Source organism: Desulfoplanes formicivorans (assembly GCF_001748225.1).
GTDB lineage: Bacteria > Desulfobacterota > Desulfovibrionia > Desulfovibrionales > Desulfomicrobiaceae > Desulfoplanes > Desulfoplanes formicivorans.
This window is the reverse complement of record NZ_BDFE01000020.1, coordinates 109,254-132,045: the sequence shown is the minus strand read 5'-3', so window position 1 is coordinate 132,045 and position 22,792 is coordinate 109,254. Positions and strand designations below refer to the sequence as shown.

25 protein-coding genes are annotated in these 22,792 nt (G+C 55.4%); 6 read left to right on the top strand and 19 right to left on the bottom strand.

Annotated features, from left to right (window positions below):
• Positions 1-125 precede the first annotated feature (125 nt).
• From DPF_RS12110 to DPF_RS14155, 6 genes are all read right to left on the bottom strand, one after another.
• Positions 126-1,247: a branched-chain amino acid ABC transporter substrate-binding protein gene (locus DPF_RS12110; RefSeq protein WP_083254699.1), complete on the bottom strand. Its 1,122-nt coding sequence runs from the start codon at positions 1,245-1,247 to the stop codon at positions 126-128.
• A 251-nt stretch (positions 1,248-1,498) separates the two neighbouring features.
• Entirely contained in the window at positions 1,499-2,005 is a 507-nt protein-coding gene (locus tag DPF_RS12105; RefSeq protein WP_069859938.1) for a hypothetical protein, read from the bottom strand.
• A gap of 161 nt (positions 2,006-2,166) precedes the next feature.
• Positions 2,167-2,898 carry an amino acid ABC transporter ATP-binding protein gene (locus tag DPF_RS12100; RefSeq protein ID WP_069859937.1) on the bottom strand — a complete coding sequence of 244 codons (732 nt, stop codon included), beginning with the start codon at positions 2,896-2,898 and terminating at the stop codon, positions 2,167-2,169.
• A gap of 2 nt (positions 2,899-2,900) precedes the next feature.
• Positions 2,901-3,905, bottom strand: coding sequence for an amino acid ABC transporter permease (locus DPF_RS12095; RefSeq protein ID WP_069859936.1), 1,005 nt, complete (start codon positions 3,903-3,905; stop codon positions 2,901-2,903).
• A gap of 119 nt (positions 3,906-4,024) precedes the next feature.
• Complete coding sequence (locus tag DPF_RS12090) at positions 4,025-4,828, bottom strand: transporter substrate-binding domain-containing protein (RefSeq protein WP_069860157.1); 804 nt, start codon at positions 4,826-4,828, stop codon at positions 4,025-4,027.
• Positions 4,829-4,933: 105 nt separating this feature from the next.
• On the bottom strand, positions 4,934-5,098 hold the full coding sequence (locus tag DPF_RS14155) for a hypothetical protein (protein ID WP_088178348.1): 165 nt from the start codon (positions 5,096-5,098) through the stop codon (positions 4,934-4,936).
• Positions 5,099-5,242: 144 nt separating this feature from the next.
• Here DPF_RS14155 and DPF_RS12080 point away from each other — a divergent pair, with 144 nt between their 5' ends.
• Genes DPF_RS12080 through DPF_RS12070 form a run of 3 tightly spaced genes read left to right on the top strand, consistent with a single transcriptional unit; the run spans position 5,243 to position 7,253 of the window.
• Positions 5,243-5,845: a class IV adenylate cyclase gene (locus DPF_RS12080; RefSeq protein WP_069859934.1), complete on the top strand. Its 603-nt coding sequence runs from the start codon at positions 5,243-5,245 to the stop codon at positions 5,843-5,845.
• A 41-nt stretch (positions 5,846-5,886) separates the two neighbouring features.
• Positions 5,887-6,747 (top strand): phosphodiester glycosidase family protein, encoded by an 861-nt coding sequence (locus DPF_RS12075; RefSeq protein ID WP_176724260.1) that lies wholly within the window; start codon positions 5,887-5,889, stop codon positions 6,745-6,747.
• A 2-nt stretch (positions 6,748-6,749) separates the two neighbouring features.
• Positions 6,750-7,253, top strand: coding sequence for a hypothetical protein (locus DPF_RS12070; RefSeq protein WP_069859932.1), 504 nt, complete (start codon positions 6,750-6,752; stop codon positions 7,251-7,253).
• 143 nt (positions 7,254-7,396) lie between these two features.
• Here DPF_RS12070 and cmk read toward each other — a convergent pair whose 3' ends face one another.
• From cmk to DPF_RS12025, 9 genes are all read right to left on the bottom strand, one after another.
• A complete protein-coding gene (cmk, locus tag DPF_RS12065) occupies positions 7,397-8,083 on the bottom strand; it encodes a (d)CMP kinase (protein ID WP_069859931.1) in 687 nt (228 codons plus the stop codon).
• A complete protein-coding gene (gene hisC / locus DPF_RS12060; RefSeq protein ID WP_069859930.1) occupies positions 8,073-9,176 on the bottom strand; it encodes a histidinol-phosphate transaminase in 1,104 nt (367 codons plus the stop codon). Before hisC ends, cmk begins: the two co-directional genes overlap by 11 nt.
• A gap of 110 nt (positions 9,177-9,286) precedes the next feature.
• Positions 9,287-9,607, bottom strand: a complete 321-nt coding sequence (locus tag DPF_RS12055; protein WP_069859929.1) for a hypothetical protein — start codon at positions 9,605-9,607, stop codon at positions 9,287-9,289.
• Positions 9,604-11,754, bottom strand: a complete 2,151-nt coding sequence (locus tag DPF_RS12050) for a type IV pilus secretin PilQ (RefSeq protein ID WP_069859928.1) — start codon at positions 11,752-11,754, stop codon at positions 9,604-9,606. The genes DPF_RS12055 and DPF_RS12050 overlap by 4 nt, the downstream gene beginning before the upstream one ends.
• Positions 11,747-12,298 (bottom strand): pilus assembly protein PilP, encoded by a 552-nt coding sequence (locus tag DPF_RS12045; RefSeq protein WP_083254697.1) that lies wholly within the window; start codon positions 12,296-12,298, stop codon positions 11,747-11,749. Before DPF_RS12045 ends, DPF_RS12050 begins: the two co-directional genes overlap by 8 nt.
• A 37-nt stretch (positions 12,299-12,335) precedes the next feature.
• Positions 12,336-12,959: a type IV pilus inner membrane component PilO gene (locus DPF_RS12040; protein WP_069859926.1), complete on the bottom strand. Its 624-nt coding sequence runs from the start codon at positions 12,957-12,959 to the stop codon at positions 12,336-12,338.
• On the bottom strand, positions 12,952-13,527 hold the full coding sequence (locus tag DPF_RS12035; RefSeq protein ID WP_069859925.1) for a PilN domain-containing protein: 576 nt from the start codon (positions 13,525-13,527) through the stop codon (positions 12,952-12,954). The genes DPF_RS12040 and DPF_RS12035 overlap by 8 nt, the downstream gene beginning before the upstream one ends.
• Positions 13,524-14,567, bottom strand: a complete 1,044-nt coding sequence (gene pilM, locus DPF_RS12030) for a type IV pilus assembly protein PilM (protein WP_069859924.1) — start codon at positions 14,565-14,567, stop codon at positions 13,524-13,526. The genes DPF_RS12035 and pilM overlap by 4 nt, the downstream gene beginning before the upstream one ends.
• A 110-nt stretch (positions 14,568-14,677) precedes the next feature.
• Entirely contained in the window at positions 14,678-15,121 is a 444-nt protein-coding gene (locus DPF_RS12025; RefSeq protein WP_069859923.1) for a universal stress protein, read from the bottom strand.
• 251 nt (positions 15,122-15,372) lie between these two features.
• Here DPF_RS12025 and DPF_RS12020 point away from each other — a divergent pair, with 251 nt between their 5' ends.
• Positions 15,373-15,573, top strand: coding sequence for an FmdB family zinc ribbon protein (locus DPF_RS12020; RefSeq protein ID WP_069859922.1), 201 nt, complete (start codon positions 15,373-15,375; stop codon positions 15,571-15,573).
• Between the two features lie 122 nt (positions 15,574-15,695).
• On the opposite strand, the gene DPF_RS12015 is transcribed toward DPF_RS12020, so the two are convergent.
• From DPF_RS12015 to DPF_RS12005, 3 genes are all read right to left on the bottom strand, one after another.
• Positions 15,696-16,898, bottom strand: coding sequence for an aminotransferase-like domain-containing protein (locus tag DPF_RS12015; RefSeq protein ID WP_176724278.1), 1,203 nt, complete (start codon positions 16,896-16,898; stop codon positions 15,696-15,698).
• Positions 16,899-17,058: 160 nt separating this feature from the next.
• Positions 17,059-17,388, bottom strand: a complete 330-nt coding sequence (locus DPF_RS12010) for an AzlD domain-containing protein (RefSeq protein WP_088178342.1) — start codon at positions 17,386-17,388, stop codon at positions 17,059-17,061.
• Entirely contained in the window at positions 17,373-18,086 is a 714-nt protein-coding gene (locus DPF_RS12005; RefSeq protein ID WP_069860156.1) for an AzlC family ABC transporter permease, read from the bottom strand. The genes DPF_RS12010 and DPF_RS12005 overlap by 16 nt, the downstream gene beginning before the upstream one ends.
• A 145-nt stretch (positions 18,087-18,231) precedes the next feature.
• On the opposite strand from DPF_RS12005, the gene DPF_RS12000 reads away from it, so the two are divergent.
• Positions 18,232-19,698 (top strand): aminotransferase-like domain-containing protein, encoded by a 1,467-nt coding sequence (locus DPF_RS12000; protein WP_069859919.1) that lies wholly within the window; start codon positions 18,232-18,234, stop codon positions 19,696-19,698.
• A gap of 57 nt (positions 19,699-19,755) precedes the next feature.
• Complete coding sequence (locus DPF_RS11995) at positions 19,756-20,640, top strand: 1,4-dihydroxy-2-naphthoate polyprenyltransferase (protein WP_083254694.1); 885 nt, start codon at positions 19,756-19,758, stop codon at positions 20,638-20,640.
• Between the two features lie 153 nt (positions 20,641-20,793).
• On the opposite strand, the gene speA is transcribed toward DPF_RS11995, so the two are convergent.
• Complete coding sequence (gene speA / locus DPF_RS11990) at positions 20,794-22,713, bottom strand: biosynthetic arginine decarboxylase (RefSeq protein ID WP_069860155.1); 1,920 nt, start codon at positions 22,711-22,713, stop codon at positions 20,794-20,796.
• Positions 22,714-22,792 lie beyond the last annotated feature (79 nt).

Sequence of the window (22,792 nt, the reverse complement as noted above, 5' to 3'; positions counted from 1 at the left end):
GTGCTGGTTATGGATCGCGTCGGCGGGATGGTGACCGGCCCGCCACGAACCGTTTGGTATGGATTGCAAAATACGGGACGAACATGGTTCGTCCCGTATTGTAGACAGTTGTGATTGCCTGCGGCCTACTTGGTCACCTCCACAAAGGTGCCGTTTTTGACCTGGTAGACCGAGAAGCCGACCCCTTCGGCATCCCCACGCTCATCAAACTTGATCTTGCCGATGGGGGTGTCCACATAAGAGGTCCGCAGGGCCTGCTTGATGGCCTCATAGTCCGTGGAACCGGCAGCTTCAATGGCGTTCAGCAACGCCTGGGTTGCGGCATAGGCCTGGGGGAAGAAGGCACCGGGATCAGTTCCGAACTCGGCCTTGTGTTCATTGACTGCGGCAATATACAAGGGATTTTTGGAAACATCCTTGTTCCCCGTGGCATAGACGCCCTCGGCATACTTGCCGGCAACCTTGATAAAGGTGTCGTCCTTGACACCGTCTTCGGAAAGAAAGGGGCTCTTGATGCGCTTCTTGCGCATGGTGCTCACGATCTTGGAGGCTTCGGGATGGTATCCGCCAAAGACAACCGCGTCGGGCCGGGAACGTCTCATTTTCTGGACAACAGCGGAATAATCCACCGCACCCGGAGTGACGCCCTCGAACAGGACCACTTCCGCCTTGCCGCTTTCCTCAATGAACTGTTTGACAAAGGTAGCAAAGCCCTTGCCGTAGTCGCCCTTGTCATGGATAATGGCGATCTTCTTGGCCCCGAGCACATTGAGCACATAGTCGGTTTCCACGCGGGCCTGATTGTCGTCCGAGGCAATGGTTCTGAAAAAATTGGGATAATCACCGCTCTGGGTCAGGGGAGGATTGGTGGCCGAGGGTGACATGGCAACGATCTTGGCATCATTGTAGATACCCAGGGCAGCCTTGGTAGCGCCACTGCAGATATGGCCCATGACCACGTCAACACCGTCTGAAATCAGTTTGGTGGCTGCATTGGTGGCCAATTCGGGTTTGCACTGATCGTCTTGTGCAATAACAACCACTTTCTTGCCGAGCACGCCGCCCTTGGCGTTGTATTTCTTGGCAACCAGCTTGGCCGCGTTCAGGCTGGGAAGACCGTAGGAAGCCAGATCGCCGCTGTGGGCGCCTGCAACCCCGAGTTTGATGACATCCTCCGCAAAGACAGTCTGGCCGCTTCCAAGGGCAAGCAATGCCGCGCACAACAGCAACATAATTGAACGTCTCATCTGTTCTCCCTCCTATCAATCGTGACTGAAAGTGAATACACACAATCGATCCGCACCACTGCCTACGGACCGGCCGTTTGTCTTACCTACGCACGTTACGTGCAATCAACTGGCTCAAATTGTTTACTCTCCACGGGCCTGCCAACGACAGGCAGCTGTTGAATGGTTAAAAAGATGCAAAAACATAGACAAAAATCAACAATCAACCAACATTGTTCTTTTCAGCACAAGGACCAGTTCTGTTTCCGGAATCATGCCTGTGGAGAAGGCGCTTCCGAAGACACGGAGGGAGACGTGCCTCCCTTGCTCTTTTTCCTGGTGGAACGAGAGGTCGTCTTGGGCTTTCTGGCAACCAGGGACTTGAGCTTTTCTCCAGCCGCCATGGGGTCGTCGGGCTCACCGAGAAAGACCATCTCCCCCTGCGGGGAAAACCAGTGCCAGCCCTCGGGCTTTTTGAGCAGACGGGCCCCTCGCCGTTCCATGTAGTCGATCATCTTGGCCTCTTCGCGTCCCTGCTGCAACCCCTCGAGCATTTCCATATTCTGAAAAATCAGGGCTGCGTTCTTGTATACCTCAAAGGCTCCGCAGGTGATATCCATCAGGGCCATTTCAGTGTGTTTCTTCTTGCCGGCAAGCACTTTCTCCAGGTCGAGAAGGTCCTTTTTCAGGGCCTTGATTTCTTCAAGGGCCAGGGCCCTGGCCTCCTGATTCTTGGCCTCGATGGCTCTGGCGAGTTGTTCGTGAATGCGATGTTTCATGTATGTCTCCCGATGCGTTGGTCGGCTGGATGAATATTTCCTGTTTGTGACGATCCGGCAGATGTGCCCCTGCGCAGGTGCAAAAAAACCCGACCATCCTCCAGAAGAGAAAAGCCGGGTCGTATCAGTATCATCATTGCATCGTCATGCGCTCCTTGGGCTTACAAAATCTGTCGCAGGAAGTCCTTGGTCCGTTCGTTTTCCGGGGCGGCAAAAAAGTGCTCGGGCGTGCCTTCCTCCAGGATCTGCCCCTGGTCCATGAAAATGACCCGATCGGCCACCTCCCGGGCAAAGCCCATTTCATGGGTGACCACAACCATGGTCATTCCGGATTTGGCCAAGGCCTTCATCACGTCAAGCACCTCGCCCACCATCTCGGGATCAAGGGCCGACGTGGGTTCGTCAAAAAGCATAACCTTGGGGTCCATGCACAGGGAACGCGCAATGGCCACCCGTTGCTGCTGGCCGCCTGAAAGCTGTTCAGGCTTGACATTGTATTTTTCCGCAATACCCACCTTGCCAAGCAGTTCCATGGCCTTTTCCTCGGCCTGCTTGCGGCTGCGTTTGCGCACCGTGATCTGGGCCATGGTCAGATTGTCCAGTACGTTCTTGTGCGGGAACAGATTGAAGGACTGGAAAACCATGCCCACTTCGGCCCGAACCTCGTTGATATTGCATCCCTTGGCCAGGATATCCACCCCATCGATGACAATGCTTCCGCTTTGGGGATATTCAAGCCGGTTCAGGCACCGCAAAAACGTGCTCTTGCCCGAGCCGGAGGGGCCAATGACCACCACCACCTCGCCTTCATGGATATGAGTGGTCACATCCCGCAAGGCGTGGATTTCGTGGGGAACATAAAAATATTTGTTGAGTTTGTTGACGTGTATCATGATCAGATGGCCTTGCGCTCGAGGTATTGGACAAACATGGACAGGGCAAAGGTGAGGACCAGATAGAGAATGGCGCAGACGATCCACAGCTCAAAGGGCTGCAGCGAGGTGGATACGGTTTCCCGTGTTGCCTTGGTCAATTCCCTGATGGCAATAACCCCAAGCAGGGAAGAATCCTTGATCAGGCTGATGAATTGTCCTGCCAGGGGAGGAAGAATCCGTCGGAAGGCCTGGGGCAGGATGACCTTGCGCATGGCCTGCACATAATCCATGCCCAGGGATCTGGCCGCTTCCATCTGTCCTCGGTGCACCGACTGAATGCCGGCCCGGACGATTTCGGCGATATAGGCGCCTGCAAACAGGGCCAGGGAAATGACCCCGAACCACAGGGAAGGTATCTGGGAAATGCCGTGCTTGGCCAGCAGGGTATTGATGAGCGTGCCCACGACAAAATACCACAAAAAAATCTGGACCAGCAGGGGTGAACCGCGGATGAGCTCGATATAGGTGATGGCAGACAGCCTGAGGGCCGGATTGTCGGCAATCCGGGCCAACCCGGTCAAAAGCCCGATGATGATGCCAAGCACAATGGCAAACAGGCTGACCTCAAGGGTCATCCACAACCCGGTCAGCAGGACACCGGGGGTTCCCTGTTCATAGGTGCCAAGAATGTCCCCCATGCTCACGAAATCCCCTTCATCCAGCAGGGGTTCTCCCCCGGGCAGGGTATAGGATGCGGTTTCACCCTCTCCCTGCACCGAGATGACAATGTCATCACCCGTGGTGCGCACCGAAGCGACCTCGCCCTCGATTTCCGAACGCACGTCCACGGTTTCCGTATAATAGAAATACTGCGGGATCCTGTACCACCGCCAAGTATAGTCCACGGATTGGGACGCCGTATACATGAGCCAGCAGCCTGTTATCAGAAGCAGGAAAAAAACCCCGGTCCAAAAGAGGTTGTACGCTTTCCCGCGGGGCCGATCGAGCCCGGAAAATGCCGTCATTGATACCACCTGATGCTTGTGAGAAAAACTTTGTATCAGAACAGGTACAGGGGTGGGACATGCATGCCCCACCCCTGACCATCACATGCGCTCATGGCATGGACAAGGACCCACCGAGACTATTCAATATCGTCGTACCACGCCTTGCTTTCAAACCATTTCTTGAAAATCCGGTCATAGGTTCCGTCGTTTCTGATCTGACGCATGAAATTATTCAGCCAGTTCAGGAAATCAGGATCACCCCGCTTGATGCCAAAGGCCAGGGGTTCGTAGGTGAACCGTTCCTCGAGCATGACAAGATTGTTGGAGCCCTGCTTCTGCATGATCTGCTTGAGAACCGGGTAGTCATAAACATAGGCATCGGCATTGCCGTTCATGACTTCAAGAGCGGCATCGGCCTCCTTTTCAAAACTCTTGTACTGGGCCTTGGGAAGAAGACGCTTGACCGCCATTTCACCCGTGGTTCCCAGTTTGGAAACAACCTTGAACTTGGGATCGTTGAATTGCTTGTAGGAGGTAATCTTGCCGGCGTGTTTGCTGTTCATGAGCACGGCCTGGCCGGCGTAGAAATAGGGATCGGCAAAATTGATCTGGAGATTGCGTTCCTGGGTCGCGGTCATTCCGCTGATAATGATATCGAACTTGTTGGTCAAAAGCGCGGGAATGATCCCGTCAAAATCCGTGTTCACCGGAACAAACTTGACCTTCATGGCCTTGGCCATGGCCTTGCCGAGATCAATATCGAAACCGATGAACTTCCCTTTCTTGGAGGTCATTTCAAAGGGGATGTATCCTGAATCAAATCCCACACGGAGCTCTCCACGCTTCTGGATGGTATCCAGGGCCGACTCTGCGGCCAAGGCGACTCCCTGCATCAGACACAGCCCGATCACAAGCACAGCAATTCTCTTGAACATCCGGATTTTCCTCCATTGGTTGATAGGAAACAGATTGTATGACGAAACAGCCACGGATATTTTTCGCGCAAACACCATAGGTTCACCGCGCGAACGCCATCCTCGGGATGATCAGTATTTTCCCTCGGTCAGCACTTCCTTGACAATCATCTTCTTCTTGCACTTGGGACAGCAGGGCATTTCCTCTTCCGGAAAATACACGATCTGGGAATGCTTGCACAAGGGGCAAACAACTTCCACCGCTTCCCGCTTGTATCGATTTTTGAAAATTTCCATGGAATCCTCGCTGAAAAAACGCTTTTTTATACCTTGATCGACAAAAACACAAGAAAGAAGAACACGCATGCGCCCCGCCCCACGAAACATTGACAACTTGACGGGAAAAAAAATACGTCTTCAAGGAAGGTTGGGACACAGATCATGACTCTTGAAGCAGAATCCAAATTTCCGGTTGATGATTTTTCCGAAATCACATCAACCCTGCGCCATAATGGAACCCTTGTTACACCCTGGCATTTTGAACACAATCAGGTGTTTGACCTGCCCCAGGGTGATCTTCGCTCCCGTGGTTACCTTCTGCGCTTGCGAAACGCCCTGGACACCACCCTGACCCTGAAACGCCCCCCTGCCCATCATGCCCGTATCCCCGGAGTCAAACAGCTCGAAGAACTCGAATGCACCATCCATGACAGCACAACCATGACCTCCATCCTCCACGCCTTGGGATACAGGGAAATCCTGCAATACGAAAAATTCCGCTCCCAATGGAGGGTGAATGAATGCACGGTCTGCCTGGACCTGCTCTGCTTCGGGACCTTTGTGGAAATCGAGGGAACAGGGTCGGATATCCTTGCCACGGCCACCCGTGTGGGCCTTGACCCCCAAACCGCCACAAGTGCCAACTATCACGACCTTTTTCACGAGCATCTCGCCAAACGGAATCTGCCCCTTACCAACAGCTTTGTTTTTTCCCGGCAGGAACGAACAGCCCTATGCCGCAAACTGGGTATTGATACGCCATGATGCACCTTCCTTGCCGTCACCTTCAGCCCGGAAGGGCCCACTTGCACCGCAGCATCCGGACAGCGGCCCTGGTGACGAGCCTTCTGGTCCTGCTTTTTCATGTTCCCAGCCATGCCGGTTCCTGGGAACCCCTTGCCCAGGGGCTGGAACTGGGCACCTTCCCCATTGACGCACATGATGCGTCCTCTCCCGCCATCTCCTTTCTCCGGATCGATCCAGACCGGTTCTGCTTCAAACTGATCGCCCAGGGCACGTCACTGACCAGAATTGCCACTCTTGAACAATGGTGCGAGGAAAAGCACCTTGTGGCGGCCATCAACGCGAGCATGTACCGGGAAGACAGGCAGCAGAGCACGGGCTATATGAAAACACGGGGGCTCGTGAACAATGGGTATATCAATCCGCGGTTCGGGGCCTTCTTTGTTTTTGATCCCAAAGTCCGCTCCCTGCCCAAGGTCGCCATTCTTGATCGGAAAAACGATGACTGGCGCCGTCTTGTCACCAAGTACGACACGGTCATCCAGAATTTCAGGCTGATCAGCGCAACAGGCAAGAATCTCTGGCCCCCCAGCAACAAAAAACACAGCATCGCCGCCATAGGCATGACCACGGACGGCAGGGTTCTGTTCATCCATTGCCAAACCCCCATGAGCGTTTACGCCTTCAACCAGGCCCTGCTCCACTTGCCTGTCAACCTGAAGACCGCTATGTATGTGGAAGGAGGTCCGGAAGCCGCCATGCATCTGAACCTTCAGGACAATCGCCGGTCATGGATGGGACAGTATGAACATCCATTGCTTGGCACCATCCATGAACGTTTGTGGCCCATTCCCAATGTCATCGGCATCGAACCAGTCAGGTCCTGCCAACAAGCCGTCGAGACCAACGCTACAGGAGAATAATCATGCACATAGATACGATCGAACCCAACCAAGCCCTGCCCGTTGATCGTGGCTACGTCCTTTCCATGGTCATCCGTACCTTCAAGGGACGCAGGGATGTCGAAGTCCATCTGTACCGCTCGGCCTGGGACGAGGCCGAAATGGATACCTACGACTGGGGACATCTTCTCGGAGGAACCATCCAACGCAAGGAAGGGCAATCCGCTGACCCGGACAGCAGCAAAAAGGTTCTTCTGGAGGCGTTTACCCGAGAAGAACGGGACCAGATCATCGACTATCTTTCTCAGCGGTACGCTTCCAGATTGACCAAGATAACCGCTGCCCCTCTTGGATTTCCCATCCCCCAGGGTCTGGTCCCCCTCTCCTCCTTTCCCGAGGGCAAGACCATCGGGACCATCAAGCTGGACAAGATTCCCAACTACTCCCTCCCCTTTCCCGTCAGGGGACTGTATGATCTGAGTCGCCACAAACCCCTGGTGGAAGCAAAAACAGACAGCAACGAGTAGTTCCCGCGTACCGTGTTGAACCCCAAAAGGCCGCATTGCCTGGAAACATCTTCCAGGCAATGCGGCCTTTTGCTTATACGTGCCTGCCCCCCCGTCCTGCAGCTGCCCGTGGACATTTTCTATTCCTCCGGGACCAGCCAGGCTCACGGCATTTGCGAGGCAATGCGTCTGATGATCTGTTCAAGGACCTGAGCGGGATCAAGCATCCCGGTATCAATGCAAACCGCATCTTCGGCCGGCCTAAGGGGGGCAATGGCCCGATTGCGGTCCTGTTCGTCCCTGATGCGCATCTGCCGGGTCAGACCCTCAAGATCCTCGGTACTGCCCGCATCCCTAAGCTGAAGCCACCTGCGCCGGGCCCGGACCTCGGGGGAAGCATCCAGAAAAAACTTGAACAAGGCCTTGGGAAAGACCACCGTGCCCATATCCCTGCCTTCGGCAACCAGGGAAACGCTCTGGCCCAGGGATCGCTGTATCTCGGTCAGTCTGCGACGAACCTGAGGAATCTTTGCCACATGGGAGGCCCACAATCCCACGGTTTCCGTGCGGATTTTTGAGCCGGTTTCATGGCCGTTGACAAGCAGGATTGTCGCCTCGCCGGCCCCCTGGATGGAGAACGCCAGCTTGTCGAGGCCCCGGTCCAGTTTCTCTTCCGACCACTCCCAGGAACCCTTGCCCAGCATCCAGGCAACACTGCGGTACATGGCGCCGGTATCCAGGTAGGCAACGCCCAATTTTTCAGCCACGGCCCGGGCAAGGGTGGTCTTGCCCACCCCAGCGGGTCCGTCAATGGTGACGACAAAAAGGGGCTTTCCTCTTTCAGCTCCCATGGACCACCTCCCCCAGGGCATGGAGAAAACGTTCATTTTCCTCGGCATTGCCCACGGAAACCCGAAAGCAGTCATCCAGCCCATAACTGCCAAGAGGTCGGACAATGATCCCCTTTCTGAGCAGGGCATCGCACACCCGAGCCGGGTCCACGGGAGGTTTTACAAGCAGGAAGTTGGCCTGGGAAGGATACACCTTGCAGCCGCACGCCTCCATTCCCCGGACCAGTTGCTCTTTGCCCTTAAGCACGGTGGTGCGCGTGGCCTCGATAAAGGGCGTATCGTTGATGGCCGCTATCCCGGCCTTTTCCGCCAGAATATTCACGCTGAAGGGGGGGCGGGTACGCATGAGGTAATCGGCCAGATCCGGCGGCATGATGCCATATCCCAGGCGCAATCCTGCCAGGCCGAACAATTTGGAAAAGGTACGCAAAAGGACAATATTGGACGCATTTTCAAACAACCGCAGCATGGAATAGGTTTCCAGGGGATCACTGAAATCGATATAAGCCTCGTCCACCACCAGGGTCGCCTGCTCGGGAATGCGCCTGGCCAGGTCCAGAATCTCCGAGGCCGGGGCAGCATAGCCCGAAGGGTTGTCCGGATTGGTGACAAAGACAATCCTTGTCCTTTCATCCATGATCTGAAGCAATCCGTCCCAGGAAAAGGAAAAATCCCGGTTCAGGGGAGCCTGTCTGAATGCCACGCCGCACAGCTTCGACTGGACCTTGTACATACTGAAGCAGGGATCAAAGGCAACCACATTGTCCACTCCGGGCCGGGCCATGACCCGGATGAGCAGATCAATGATCTCGTCGGAGCCATTACCGCACACAATACACGTATCAGCAATGCCGAGATGCTCGGCCAGGGCCTTGCGCAAAACCGGATTTCCGGCCTGGGCATAGCGAAAGGCCAGAGAAGCGTTCTTGCAGATGACATCCTGGACAACGGGTGAGGTTCCAAGGGGATTCTCATTGCTGGCCAGCTTGATGACCGAAGTCAGCTGGTAGGCCGCCTTGATCTCGTCAATGGACCGACCGGCCACATAGGGTTCAAAGTCCCGTATATCGGGACGAATACGCGTATTGCTCATGGTTCTGGTTTTCCTTGATGCAATAGGGTTGGACAAAGAACAGAAAAGGTACACCCATACCCGCGCAAACGGGTATGGGTGATCGCTGCAAGGACCAAACGTGCTGCATCCTATCCCAGGGAAGCCAGTTTCCGGTCAAAGGTTTGATCACTTTTGATCAGACGCAGGAAAATGCCCCTGGGAGTCAGTTCGGAGACAACACCGTACAGATTGTGCCACACAGGCACGACTTCGACACGTCCCCAATGTTCGTTCATAACGAACACATCCACCTGCAAGGTTTCACCCATGACATAGGACCGGGTACCGGGCAGCAGAAATCCCTTCTGGCCCAGAAAATCACTCTTCCAGATGGAGGAAAAATCCTTGAGTGCGTTACATTTGAGTTGCATGGCCGAATACGTTGTCCCCCGTTCCGCAAGGTGGTTCAATCAAGAATCCTGGGCCTGATGAAGATGAGCAGTTCTTCCTTCTGGTAGGAAGTGCTTTCATTCTTGAACAGCCAGCCCATGCCGGGAATGGAAGCCAGGCCCGGCACCCGGTCCTCGATGTTGGTTTCCGTGGACTTCTGAACCCCACCGATGACAATCGTCTCGTTATTGCTGACAATCATCTTGGTCTTGGTGGAACGGGTGGAGATATCATCGCCAGCCGGCGCGTCATCACTGATATCCAGATCCAAGATGAGCTTGTCGTCAGGAGTGATCTGTGGCTGCACCGACAGGGACAAAATGGCGTCATTGTACTCGGTGGTGGTCCCGCCGCTTTCGGATTCCGCCTGAGAGGCGACCTTGGTCCCCTGCTTGATCTCGGCCCGGTTGTTGTTCAGGGTAACCACGCGCGGGGAGGAAATGGTCTTGGCGATATTCTTGAGCTCTCCGAGCCTGAGCTGGGCGTCCAGGGTAAAGAGATCCAGCCCGGCAATCTTGGCAAAATTCACCCCGGCGTCCATGCCGCCCACACTTGAAGGCAAGGTCACGCCGTTGACATTGAACGTCCGGGTATACCGGGAATTGGCATCATTGTGATCATAGGAACCCGACCAGTTGATGCCCAGACTGCGCTGAAAATCATCCGTGGCGTAGACGATCCTGGCCTCGATGAGCACCTGACGTTCAGGCCGATCCAGTTTGTTGATCACGGCCGCTATCTTGTCCAGCTGGGATCCGGCATCCCGGATGATGAGCATATTGGTTCGGGCGTCCTGGCTGATCTTGCCCCTGGGGGAGAGGAATTCCCGAACCTTGGGTTCGATTTCCGCGGCCGTACTGTAATTGATCTGCATGTACCTGGTCTGCAGCGGTTCCAGGCTGCTCAAGCTTTCCCTGGCCTGCAAGGCCGCTTCCCTGGCCCGGCGCAGTTGATCCCGTTCGCTTTCCAGCTGCTTGGTCGTGGCAATGCGCATGATGTTGCCCTTGACGACCATCCCGAGGCCCTTTTGAAGCAGCACCAGATCCAGGGCCTGATCCCAGGGAATATCCTGAAGTTTCAGGGAGATCTTGCCCTTGACATTTTCGTCGATGATCAGATTGTGTCGGCTCACCTCGGCAATGAGACGCAGGACAAGTTCCACGTCAGCATCCTGCAGGTCAATGGAAATCTTCTGCCCGGAATATTCCCTTTTCATGCCTGGAAACAGGGTGTTCATTTCCAGAAGTTCCGCCTGATCCCTGGTCTTCACCGCCTCCTGCACCGAAACGGTCGAGGGCCTGGCCGCCTGACGTCGTCTGGCATCGCGCTCGCTGCGGTCAATCTCCTGGGTCAGAAATTGAAGCACAAGCCCATCCGGCTTGGTCTCCACATGAAAGGGGACCCTCTGGGCAGTGAGCATGGTCAACAGCACGCCGTCCTGCACGTTGCGGAACAGGGCCGAATCAATGACCGTTGCAAATTCTTCCAGCCTGTACAGCCGCGCCAAGCGCTGGGGAATATGCGCATTTTCAAAAAGAAAGGTCATCTTCCCCTCTTCCCCGTTCTGGGGCATCAACCGGACATCCGGCCCCACATGCAGGGTGACGAAGAGATTGCCGGCCTTGTTGCGAGAAAAATCAATGCCCCGGAAGGCATGGGATGCATCCTGTTTGCGCGCCTGTCCGGCAACCTTGCCGTTCGGTGGAACGAGCATGAGCTGCAAAAGGGACGAGGAGGGACGGGACACCAAGAACTGGGCCTTGCGGGCAAGTTCCAGCTCTATCCGGTCCCATTGGCCGCCAGGATTCGGGCTGGACGTCCACCTGGAGACCACGCCCACGCCCTCGCGTGGAAGGGCCACCGGCTTTAGGGGCGGAGAAAAGGTCAATGAAAAGCGTTGCCCATCCATTGCCGGCACCACATCTGTTTTCGCATCCATGGGAATGCGCACATAGGTTTTACCGTCCGCTACCCAGGCCGCAACAACGTTGCTGGATGGATCCTTGGCAAGAATCCCGGGGTGGGAGGACGATTGCGACGAGGCAGGACCGGTCGCTGCAACAGGCTTGGTCCTGCCAGCGGGAGTACACCCCGCAAGACAGATCATGCTGGCCCATACCAGGCATCCAACCAGAGCAATCCGCCTCATCCAATGCATGTCAATCATGTTGAACCCCTTGTTTCCTGTGCAGTTTGATGAGCACATCCCTGGTTATTTGCTTGCCAAAAATATCACGGCCCTGTTCCCGAACAATGATCGCCTCCGGAGTAATCGTATCCACGACCCCATTATGCCTGCCCACGCGCATTCCCTTGCGTAAAACAAACCCCTTGCCATCCGGAAGCTGAACCATGGCCATGGATTGCTTGTTCCCTGCGGGATACCACACGATGCCCACGGCCGTGAGCTGGGTAACGTCAATCTTTTCCAAGGGCGTCAGGGGACGGGACAAGGGGACCTCTTCGGCCTGCAGCGCAGGAGGTTCTTCCTTGCGGATAAAGGGGACAAAAGGGTCGGTGGTGACCAGGGGATCGTATCGATACGATGAAGGCTGCATCCATGCAGGCATTTCCCCGGAAAGGGACGGCGCTTCCTCGTGCCCGGGAACCTGTCCTTCGGCATGCACGAACATGGACGGACCTCCATGCCCAAGACCCCAGAGGACGATCATTCCCCAAACAACATGGCGCACTCGCATCATTCTAGTCATGGCAGGATCTGCTCTCCGGAATCACGTTCACAAGGACCTATTTCTTGGATTTCTTTGCCTGCTTGGCGGCTCGTTCCTCGTGGGTCAATGCCCTAAAAACGATCAGAGTGCTGTCCGCCCCCAGCAGGGCCCCCTGTCTGCCTGGCTGCTGTCCCGCAGGTTGCAGCCGCAGGGATTGAAGCTGAACCAGACGATCCAATCGGGACAATTTGTCGAAAAAGCGCATCAGATTGTGAAAGCTCCCCCGAAGACGCAGACTCACGTTTCTTGAAGCATACAGTTCGCCCACGGTTTCCCTGCCCGGGGTAAAGGACATGAAGCTCACACCCATCTCCTGGGCCAGCATCTCAAAGGAGGCCAGCAGACGTTCCAATGCCTGGGTATCCTTGGGAAGCAAGGTCTGGGCAAAAAGGAACTCGGATTGTTTGGCGTTGACCTTTTTCTCGAGAGCGGGAAGCTGCAGGGAAATAGTTGTAAACCGCTTGATGTCGCTATTGACCTTGGAAATACTCTTGTGCAGCTTGATCATGGTTTCAAGCTGGGGGCTCAGAAAAAAATACCAGTAACAACCGCCCACCACCACCAGAAGGCCAAGCATGATCAGGATCTTGTGCCAGATGGTCAGCTGTTCCAATGTCCGGGTCAGATCCTGTCTACTCATTATCGCCCTCCTCCTTGTTCCCAGGAGGAACGGCTGTCACGGAACATTGAAACTCCACAAGCCCGAGATCCTGAATGGAACGCAGCTGGGTTCTTCGGGTAATCACCTTGGCAATGAATGGAGAGTCACGCAACCCTTCAACATAGCGAGCAAAAACCTGGTTATCAAGGGCTACACCCTTCATTTCGATGGTGTTTTGGCCGTTCAGGGACAAGGTTTCGAGCCAGATTTTTTCTCCGGGCATGCGGGAGACAATGGCATCCAGATAGCGAACCGGCAATCCCTGACGGACCCGAATGGTCCGGATGGCGGCGATTTGGGCCTCCAACCCCTCAAGTTCCCTTTTGAGCTTGTTCACCTTGCCCACTTGAACCAGCAAGGCGCTTTTCACGGCCTGCCGCTGCTTGAGGGTCGCCTCCAGAGTCGTTATGCGGGAATGGACAAAATAATATCCGATTCCCATGCCCACCAGCAGCACACCAAGAAACACACCTGCCCAGAAAAGTTCCAGATGAATGTGCGATATGCGGGCCCGGCGCTTCTGGGGCAAAAGATTGATGGTAATCATTGGCAACCCCGCAAGGCCAAACCCGTGGGAATGGCAAATTGAGGTCCAACCGTTCTGATGTACCGGCTATCAAACTGATTCGAGTCCACATGGATCGTGCGCCAGGGGTCAAACGCGCTCACCTCCATGTCCAGCTCATGGGCAAGCAGGGGAAGCAATCCCGCAAGCAGGCTCCCCCCTCCGGAAACATGGAGGGTCTTGGGCAGGGACGTGATGGAGGTCGAGGTTTGGAAAAACTGCTCGACCCGCTTGATTTCACGGCACCAGTCCCGACATCTCTCCCTGATGGCCCGGGTTATCTGTTCACGCTGTGCGGAAGAAAGGCTTTCTGGCCCCTCCAGTTTGAGGGCCTCGGCTTCACCAAGGGGAATATCGAGTTGCCTGGCGAGAGTTTGGGTGATCTGCTGCCCCCCGAACCCGAGTTCCCGGAAATAAAAGGGGCGATGGGGCTCATATACCCCGAGGATGCTTTGGGTGGCCCCGATATCCAGCAGATAGGCAGGCTGAGTCTGTTCGGGATAGTTGAATTCAAAACAATTGCTCAAGGCAAAAGCATCCACATCAACCACCGAAAGAGAGAGGCCGCCAACCTCAAGAGTCGCCTCAAGATCCATGACCACTTTCTTCTTGGTGGCCACCACCATCACGTCGGCCTTTTTCGCTTTTTTGTCCGGGGGGTCAATGCAATGAAAATCGAGATACAAGTCAGCCAAATCAAAGGGAATCTGTTCACGGGCCTCTTTTTCAACAACAGCCCGCATATCCTTGGCAAGAGGCAGCTGCATGTGTTTGACAATGATCTCGTGCCCCCGCAGGGAGGAAATCACGACCTTGTCCTTGAAGGCCATGGAGGTATGCAGGGCCTTGGCCGCAGCACCAACGGCCTTGGCGTCCCCCTTGCTCTGGAGAGGCAGGTTCATGTGTCCCACCCGTTCCAGCCGGACCCCCTGCCGTCCCTTGCGCAGACATATCATTTTGAGCCACGAGGTGCCCAAATCCAGGCCGCATGCAGTGGTCTTCTTGTGCAAAAAAGGAATCAAGGCCGACCTTCCCGGTGGTTGCTCCAGTCTCGAGGTCCCGTCCAGCAAGGCGGAACGGGACTTCGAGACGGATCAGTATCTTCAATCAACACATGTATGACATCCCCCTACTAGGCAGAAGGCCTGATTGTCAAAACAGGCACCGAGGACGTCTGGACAACCTTTTCGGCTACGGAGCCAAAGAGAATCCGGTCAATGCCCTTGCGTCCGTGAGTTCCCATGATGATCATGTCCACCTTGTGTTCCTGGGCGTAATCAAGGATTTCTTCTGCCGCATATCCGGTAACAACAGCGCCTTCGGCATCGCACTTGTCAAAGCGTTCTTCCAGAAAAGCGTCCATGGTCTTTTCCGCACCGGAAACAATTTCTCCCACAAAACTTTCAATGGAAGTCGGCGGGACATGAAAACCCACATACTGGGTCAGGGATGGGGCCACGTACAGCACCTTGACCTTGGCCCCGAGGGCATTGGCCATGGTTTGCGAATAATCAGCCACTTCGGCGCTGTGTTCGGAAAAATCAACCGCACAAAGAATTGTTTTGATCTGTGCCATACTTCCTCCTTGTTGTGTACAAGCAAAATCGTCTATGAGATGTCGTGCAAACGTCAATCAGCCATTGATCCATTACCCATTTTCCTTGGCAAATAGCCTAAAAGCCTTCCTCAAACAAGCAAAAATTAAAGGAAAGCGCCTTGGCATGGACAATATGCAGACGCTGATTATACGAAGAGTTTCCATCCGGGCAACACGGTATGGCGTTGTGCCTTACAACTCTCTTACCATTTCTTCCCAAGGAGTTATATATGCCTCTTTTTGAATTTACCTGCAAAGCATGCCATGAGACCTTCGAGGAAATCACCTCTTCGACCTCCCGCAAAACCATCACCTGCCCCAAGTGCGGGTCACACGATGTGCAGAAACTGGTTTCTGCCACGGTCATGACCCGCAAGGGGTCATCGTTGACCGGGGGAGGCTCCTGCGGTGGTTCAGGCGGTTTTTCCTGAGCCGGCTGAACCTGCCCCCGTGCGGGGTGGTACACGCATGGTTGTCATTGTCGGACATCATCAGAAAAGGGCATTGCCGCATCAAGCCGGCAATGCCCTTTCTACTCCCTGGCAAACCTCCCTCACCTGGAAGGCGAGCTAGCCTCAAGAAAAGTCTGCATGCATCCGGCCAAGCGGTCGATCCCTTCACGGATCCGCTTGGGATCGGAATTGGAAAAATTGAGTCGCAGGGTATGTTCCCCCGAGCCATCCACATAAAACGGGGTTCCCGGAACAAAAGCCACCTTGGCCGCAATGGCCAGGTCAAAAAGCTCCATGGCCCTGTACCCTTCAGGCAGTTCGATCCACACGAACATCCCCCCTTCAGGCCTTATATACCGCAACCCGTCGGGCATTGAAACGTCAAGGGCCTCGCACATCACCTCGCACTGCTCCCCATAGCGCTGGCAGATGCGGGCGATATGACGGGTCATGTCATTGTCCGCAAGATACCTGGCCATGACCTGCTGGGTAAAGGTGCTGGTGTGCAGGTCGGATGCCTGTTTGGCCCGAACGGCCATATCCCGGAGAGCATCGTCGGTCACCACCATCCATCCCAGACGCATGCCCGGAGAAGCGATCTTGGAAAAGGATCCCAACAGGACCGAACGGCCCCTTGTCAAGGAAAACAGCAAGGGTTGCGGACTGCCTGCAAACCGCAGTTCGCCATAGGGATCGTCCTCCACGAACAGAACGTCCGGATAGCGTTTCAAAAGATCGGCCAATGCCTGACGGGCCGCATGATCATAGGTCATGCCCGAGGGATTCTGAAAATTGGGAACCGCATAGAAAATCTTGGGATGCGCGGTCTCGAAGATCCGTTCGAGTTCGTCCAGATCAGGTCCGCCGTTTTGCAGGGATACGGTCTGAAACACGGGTTCAAACAGGCCAAAGGACTGGATGGCTCCGAGATATCCGGGGCGCTCCATGACCACGGTATCCCCGGGATTGACGAGGATCTTGCCCAGAATGTCCAGACATTGCTGGGATCCCGTGGTCACAATGATATGATCGGGATCCACCTGCACACCCTTGGCCACATATCGGGCGGCAATGGCCTCGCGCAAGGGGGGAAACCCCTCGGTGGTGGAATACTGCAGGGCTGCAGGCCCCACTTCGTCAAGCACATCCCGGGCAGCCCTACTCATCTCCTGGACCGGAAAAAGCTCGGGATTGGGCAGCCCGCCGGCAAAGGAAATGATGGACGGATCAGCCGTAACCTTGAGAATCTCCCGAATAAACGACCTGGGAACCGATTGAATCCGCTGTGAAAACCGTTCTTGTATCATGCAACTGACATCCTTGTTTAAAAGTAAACCATTATGATGGGGTTTTATCATTCAAGATGCAAAATCTGTTTACATTAACAAAAAGGGGCATTTGAAACCTGGCAGCATTGATTGCCATCAGGCCCTTCTCTCTGAAGGTGAAAACCTTGTGCAGGGTTCAGGAGCCGATCATCCACCTAGCCACGGCAACCAGAAACATGCCCGTGAAAATGGCCCCGAAAAAACTCCTTGTCCTCCAGGCAACCAGGAACGTGGGCAGGGCGACCCACAGGAAGAGGTTGTCCATGCCGAAATGAAGATTCCCGTCCCGCAGTACCAGATCGGGAACGAGCAGGGCCGAAAGCACGGTCGTGGGGATAAATCCAAGCCACCGGATCAGGGCTGGCGGCATGTTTCTGGACGCCAGCGCGACTACGGGGAGCATCCTCGGGATATACGTGACCACCAGCATCCCGCAAATGGTCATGAACATTATTTTCTGATCCACGTTTCCACCCCCAGTCCCAGGGTTGCGGCGACAACCGTCGCCAGAATGACATGAAAATGATCAAGGCCGACCAGAGCCAGGACCACGGACAGGATACCGGCGATCAGGGCCACCAGCACATGCATGGGCTCCTTGATCTGGGCCACCAGCAGGGCAATGAACATGGCGGGCAGCGCATAATCCAGCCCGATGGGCTTTACATCCGTGATGAGCGTGCTGGCCACCATACCCAACCAGGTTCCCAAGACCCAGGCCAGCTGGGCGATCACGTTGATGCAGAAGGTTTCGCTTTTGAGCTGCTTGCCCTGGAAATATCGCGTGGAGTGCAGGGCAAAGGTTTCATCTGTGAGCTCAAAGGCAAACAGGGCCAGCTGCCATTTTTTCCAGGATCTGAGGTGCGGAGACAGGGATGCGGACATGAGCAGATGGCGCAGATTGACCACAAAGGTGGTCACAATGACCGACAGAGGGGGAACGCCTGCGGCCATGAGGCCCACGGCAATAAGTTGGGCCGATCCGGCAAAGACCATGACGGACATGAGCAGTGTGTTCAGCGGTGATAATCCCACCTTCTGGGCCAGCACCCCGTAGGCAAACCCAACCGGGATGTATCCCATGACAATGGGCGCGGTCTGTTTGAATGCGTTAATGAAAATCCGCATGGATTCCCCCTGTCCGACCTCCATGGTTTGTTCCATGATCAATGCCTCCCAGTATCCTGCCACGACCCTGGCCGTGTTCGTTTGTGCAGATTAGCTGTTGCTGGACGATGGTAAAACAGATAATCTGTTTGCAGTACAGATACAGATTCTCCCAAAACCGACCATAACAGATAAAACCGCCATGAACGAGCCATCTTCTTCCCAATTTCGTTATCAGGACGTGGAGGAGCACATCCAGGGACTCATAACCTCGGGAACCCTTACTCCGGGTGACCGACTTCCGTCTCTGCGCTCCCTGAGCACGCACATGCAAGTGAGCATCTCCACGGTCTCCCAGGCCTATGTGAGGCTCGAGGAACAGGGAGTGATCACGGCCAGGCCCAGATCGGGTTTTTTCGTAGCCCACAGGACACGCAAACTTCCTCCCTTTGCGGGCAATCCGCGACCGGCCCTCGAACCCACAACAGTGAACAGGAACCAACTCATAAGGACTGTGCTCGAGGCGGTGGGAGACACATCCCTTGTGCCTTTTGCCATTATTTCTCCGGCCAAGGAGCTTCTCCCGCACAAGGCCCTTTCGAAATTCATGCGCCAGGTTGTTGCACGGGATGATGGCACGTCCCTGAGCTATGCGCCCTGTGAAGGAGATTTGAGACTCCGCCGCCAGATCTGCTTCAGGTCCATTGACGCGGGCATATCCGTCCTGCCTCAGGATATCTTGGTCACCTTCGGGGCCATGGAGGCCCTGAACATCAGTCTGCGCACCGTTACCCGACCGGGAGACACCGTCCTTGTCCAGTCTCCCACCTATTTCTGTTTTCTTCAGCTTCTGGAGAATTGCGGACTGCGAGCCATTGAAATAGGATCGGACCCCAGAACTGGTGTTGATCCCGAGGATATTGCAACAGCCCTGGACACCTTTGACATCAAAGCCGGCATTCTGTCCTCCAACTTCAACAACCCCGACGGCAGTCTGACTCCTGAACCGGCCAAAAAAGCCATTGCCCACCTTTTCGAGGAACGGTCGATCCCCCTCATTGAGGACGATGTCTCGGGCGAGTTGCATTTCGAGGATACCCGACCGGGAACATACAAACAGCATGACCATACCGGGAACGTGATCTACTGCTCCTCCTTTTCCAAAACCCTCGCTCCGGGGTACCGGGTGGGATGGATGATACCGGGAAAACGCTACGATCAGGCACTGGAAATCAAGGCCACGTCCAGCGTGTGCTCGGCCACCCCCACCCAGATGGTCGTGGCCGCCTATCTGGAATCAGGGCAGTACGACCGCCATCTGCGACGGCTCAGGCAGGCGATTGCCAAACAGATGAAAACATTGCAGATGGCCATCACGGAACACTTTCCCCAAGGGACCCGTGCCACACGCCCCACAGGAGGCGCCGTACTCTGGGTCGAGCTGCCCGGGGACATCGATGCTGTGGATTACTTCTTCCGGGCCAAAAAGGCAGGCATCGGCATCGCCCCGGGGACCATCTTTTCCACCCAGGAGAATTACAATTCGTTCATCCGGCTCAGCTGTGACGGGATCTGGAATGCGGCCATGCAGGAAGGCATCGCAAAGCTGGGCAGCATAGCTGCAGACATGGCCGGGGAAAAGAGAGGAATCGCTGGTCGGCAGGGATAGGCGGGCAAACGGCAGGATATGACAATCACCATAACTCATGACAACAAGGATGCATCAATGTCTGACATCACCCTCAAAACCTGGATACTGGCCATCCGTCCCAAAACCCTGCCGGCAGCAGGCGGCCCGGTCATCGTGGGGACGGCAGTGGCCTTTGCCGATCACGCCTTCTCTCTGATTCCCGCTCTGGCGGCCCTGCTTGGCTGTCTCCTGCTCCAAATCGCGGTCAACCTGGCCAACGACTATTTCGATGGCATCAAGGGTATTGACCAAAACGACCGGCTCGGCCCGGTCAGGGTTACCCAAAGCGGTCTCATGGAACCCGGAACCGTGAAAAAGGCCATGATTCTTGTCCTTGGTCTGGCAGGGCTCATCGCCCTGTATCTCATGCATGTGGGAGGATGGCCCATCTTCTGGATTGCTGTGGCCTCCATCCTGGGCGCTTTGACCTACAGCGGCGGGCCCTTTCCCATGGCCTCCCACGGCCTGGCCGATTTCTTCGTGTTTGTCTTTTTCGGCCTCGTGGCCGTATGCGGTACCTATTACGTCCAGGCCCTGACCCTGACCTGGACGGTAGTCCTTCTTGCTGTTCCCGTGGGGTTCGTGATCACGGCCATTCTGGTGGTCAACAACTACCGGGACATAAAAACCGACGCGGCTGTAGGCAAACGCTCCCTGGCCGTGATCATCGGCCCCTCCCTGACCCGGATCCAATTCATGCTTCTCCTGGGTCTGACCTATGCGACACCCATTATCCTGGCAGCAGTGCGCCAGATTTCCGTGTGGGCGGCGCTGCTCCCCCTGCTCTCCCTGCCCCTGGCCCTTTCCTGTATCCGGCAGATGAATTCGCTGACAGGCACTCCCCTGAACCAGACCCTGGCCCAAACCGCCAAACTCTCCCTAATCTTCAGTCTGCTTTTGGCTCTTGGTCTGGTCTGCTGAACCCGAACCTGCAGGCCGTGGAAGACCATTACGGTACAGCCCACATCAATGGCACGGCCCAGGTACAAGCGAGCCCCTGATATACGCATGCACATCAGGGGCTCGCTTGTGTATTTCCCTCAAAGGTGCCGGGACCGGTCTTGCTGCTCTGGTTTATCTTTCAAAATACGTATATCCACGCAATCCGTCCGCATAGGCACTGACGATACGGCCCCGCTCCTGGGGGGTGATGCGTTTGTCCCGCACGGCCTGTTCAGCCATTTTGCGGAAATCCTCGAGCATGTTCTTGGGCACGTACTCAACATAGGAAAGCACGTCGGCCACCGAATCCCCGTCCACTTCTCGAACAAAGGAAAAGTCCCCGTCTTCGGAAATGCGGATACTGACCACGTTGGTATCTCCCAGCAGATTGTGCAGGTCGCCCAGGGTTTCCTGATAGGCACCCACCAAAAAAGCGCCCAGATAGTACTCCTCGTCATCTCGAAGCTCATGCAGGGGCAGGGTTCGCTTAACCCCGTGGATATCGATGAACCGGTCGATCTTGCCGTCGCAGTCACAGGTGATATCCGCCAGGGTGGCCTGTTTCACGGGCATTTCGTCCAGTCGATGAATGGGCATGATGGGAAAAAGATGATCAATGGCCCAGGCATCGGGGAGGGACTGAAATACACTGAAATTGCAATAATAAATATCAGCCAGGGCCTCGGGAAGGTGTTTGAGATCCTTGGGCACGAACTTCAGGTTCTTGAGCTCTCTGGCCACACGCAGAATGATGTGCCAGAAGATCTTCTCCGCCAGAGACCGCTGCCGGAGAGTAAGCTGCCCGTGCTTGAACAACTGTCTGGCCTCGTCGCGATAATACATGGCGTCGTTGTAGCATTCCTGGAGATTCTTCAGGGACAGCACATCCCGGACTTCGAACAGATTGGCAATGATCTCGGGATCATCTTTGTCCGGCCCATCCGGGAGTTCAGGGGCTTCAAAACGGCTGACATCCAGAACATTGAACAGCAGGATGGAATAATAGGCCACCGTGGCCCGGCCCGATTCGGTAATGATCACGGGATGGGCGATGGCGTCATCATCCAGTGTGGTCATGATGGTATCGATGATGTCCGCGCAGTACTCGTCAAGGGTATAGTTGCGGCTGTTGGTGTAATTGGTGTGCGATCCGTCATAGTCCACGGCCAGCCCCCCCCCAAGATCCAGATAGCCCATGGGCGCGCCCTCGGTCACCAGACCGGCATAAACCCGGCAGGCCTCGAGTACGGCAAACCTGAGATCCCGGATATTGGGGATCTGGGAGCCAAGATGATAATGCAGCAACTGGAGGCAATGGAGCATGTTGTGCTCCTTGAGGGTATCCACAACCTCGACCACCTGGGTTGCCGAAAGTCCGAAAATGGAGCGGTCCCCACCGGAATCCGTCCAATGCCCCCCGGCCTGGGTGGAGAGCTTGATGCGCACGCCAATGAGGGGCTGAATGCCCAAAACCCTGGATCGTTCAAGGACCAGCGACAGTTCGCTGGGCATCTCCAGAACAAAGAAACATTTGACCCCCATCTTGGTGGCGTACAGCCCGAGATCCACGAATTCCTCATCCTTGTAACCGTTGCAGATCAAACAGGCCTCACGATCCCTGAGAAGCGACAGGGCCGCAATGAGCTCGGCCTTGCTTCCGGCCTCAAGCCCGTGATGGTACTGTTCCCCAAACCGGGCTATTTCCTCCACTACCTGCTGCTGCTGGTTGACCTTGATGGGAAAGACTCCCCTGAAGGCGCCCTTGTACTCGAACTCCTTCATTTTGGCCCTGAACGTTTCGTGCATGGTGCGTATCTGGGAATCAAGAATGTTTTCGATACGCAGGAGCACGGGCATTTCATATCCCCGATCCCGGATACCGGCAATGACCTCGGTCAGATCCACGGCCACGTCCCGATTGTTGGGAAAAGGGGTCACCACCACGTTCCCCTTGGGAGAGATATCAAAGTATCCGATCCCCCAGCTCTGGATATTGTACAGATCCGCAGCATCCTGAACGGACCAGCGTTCCAATGCCTGTTTCTTGATCATGACAAACATCCCCATTGTTTCAACGATGCGGAAACACGCAAGAAAGCCCACTTGTTCCCGGAATTCGCAACATCGCATT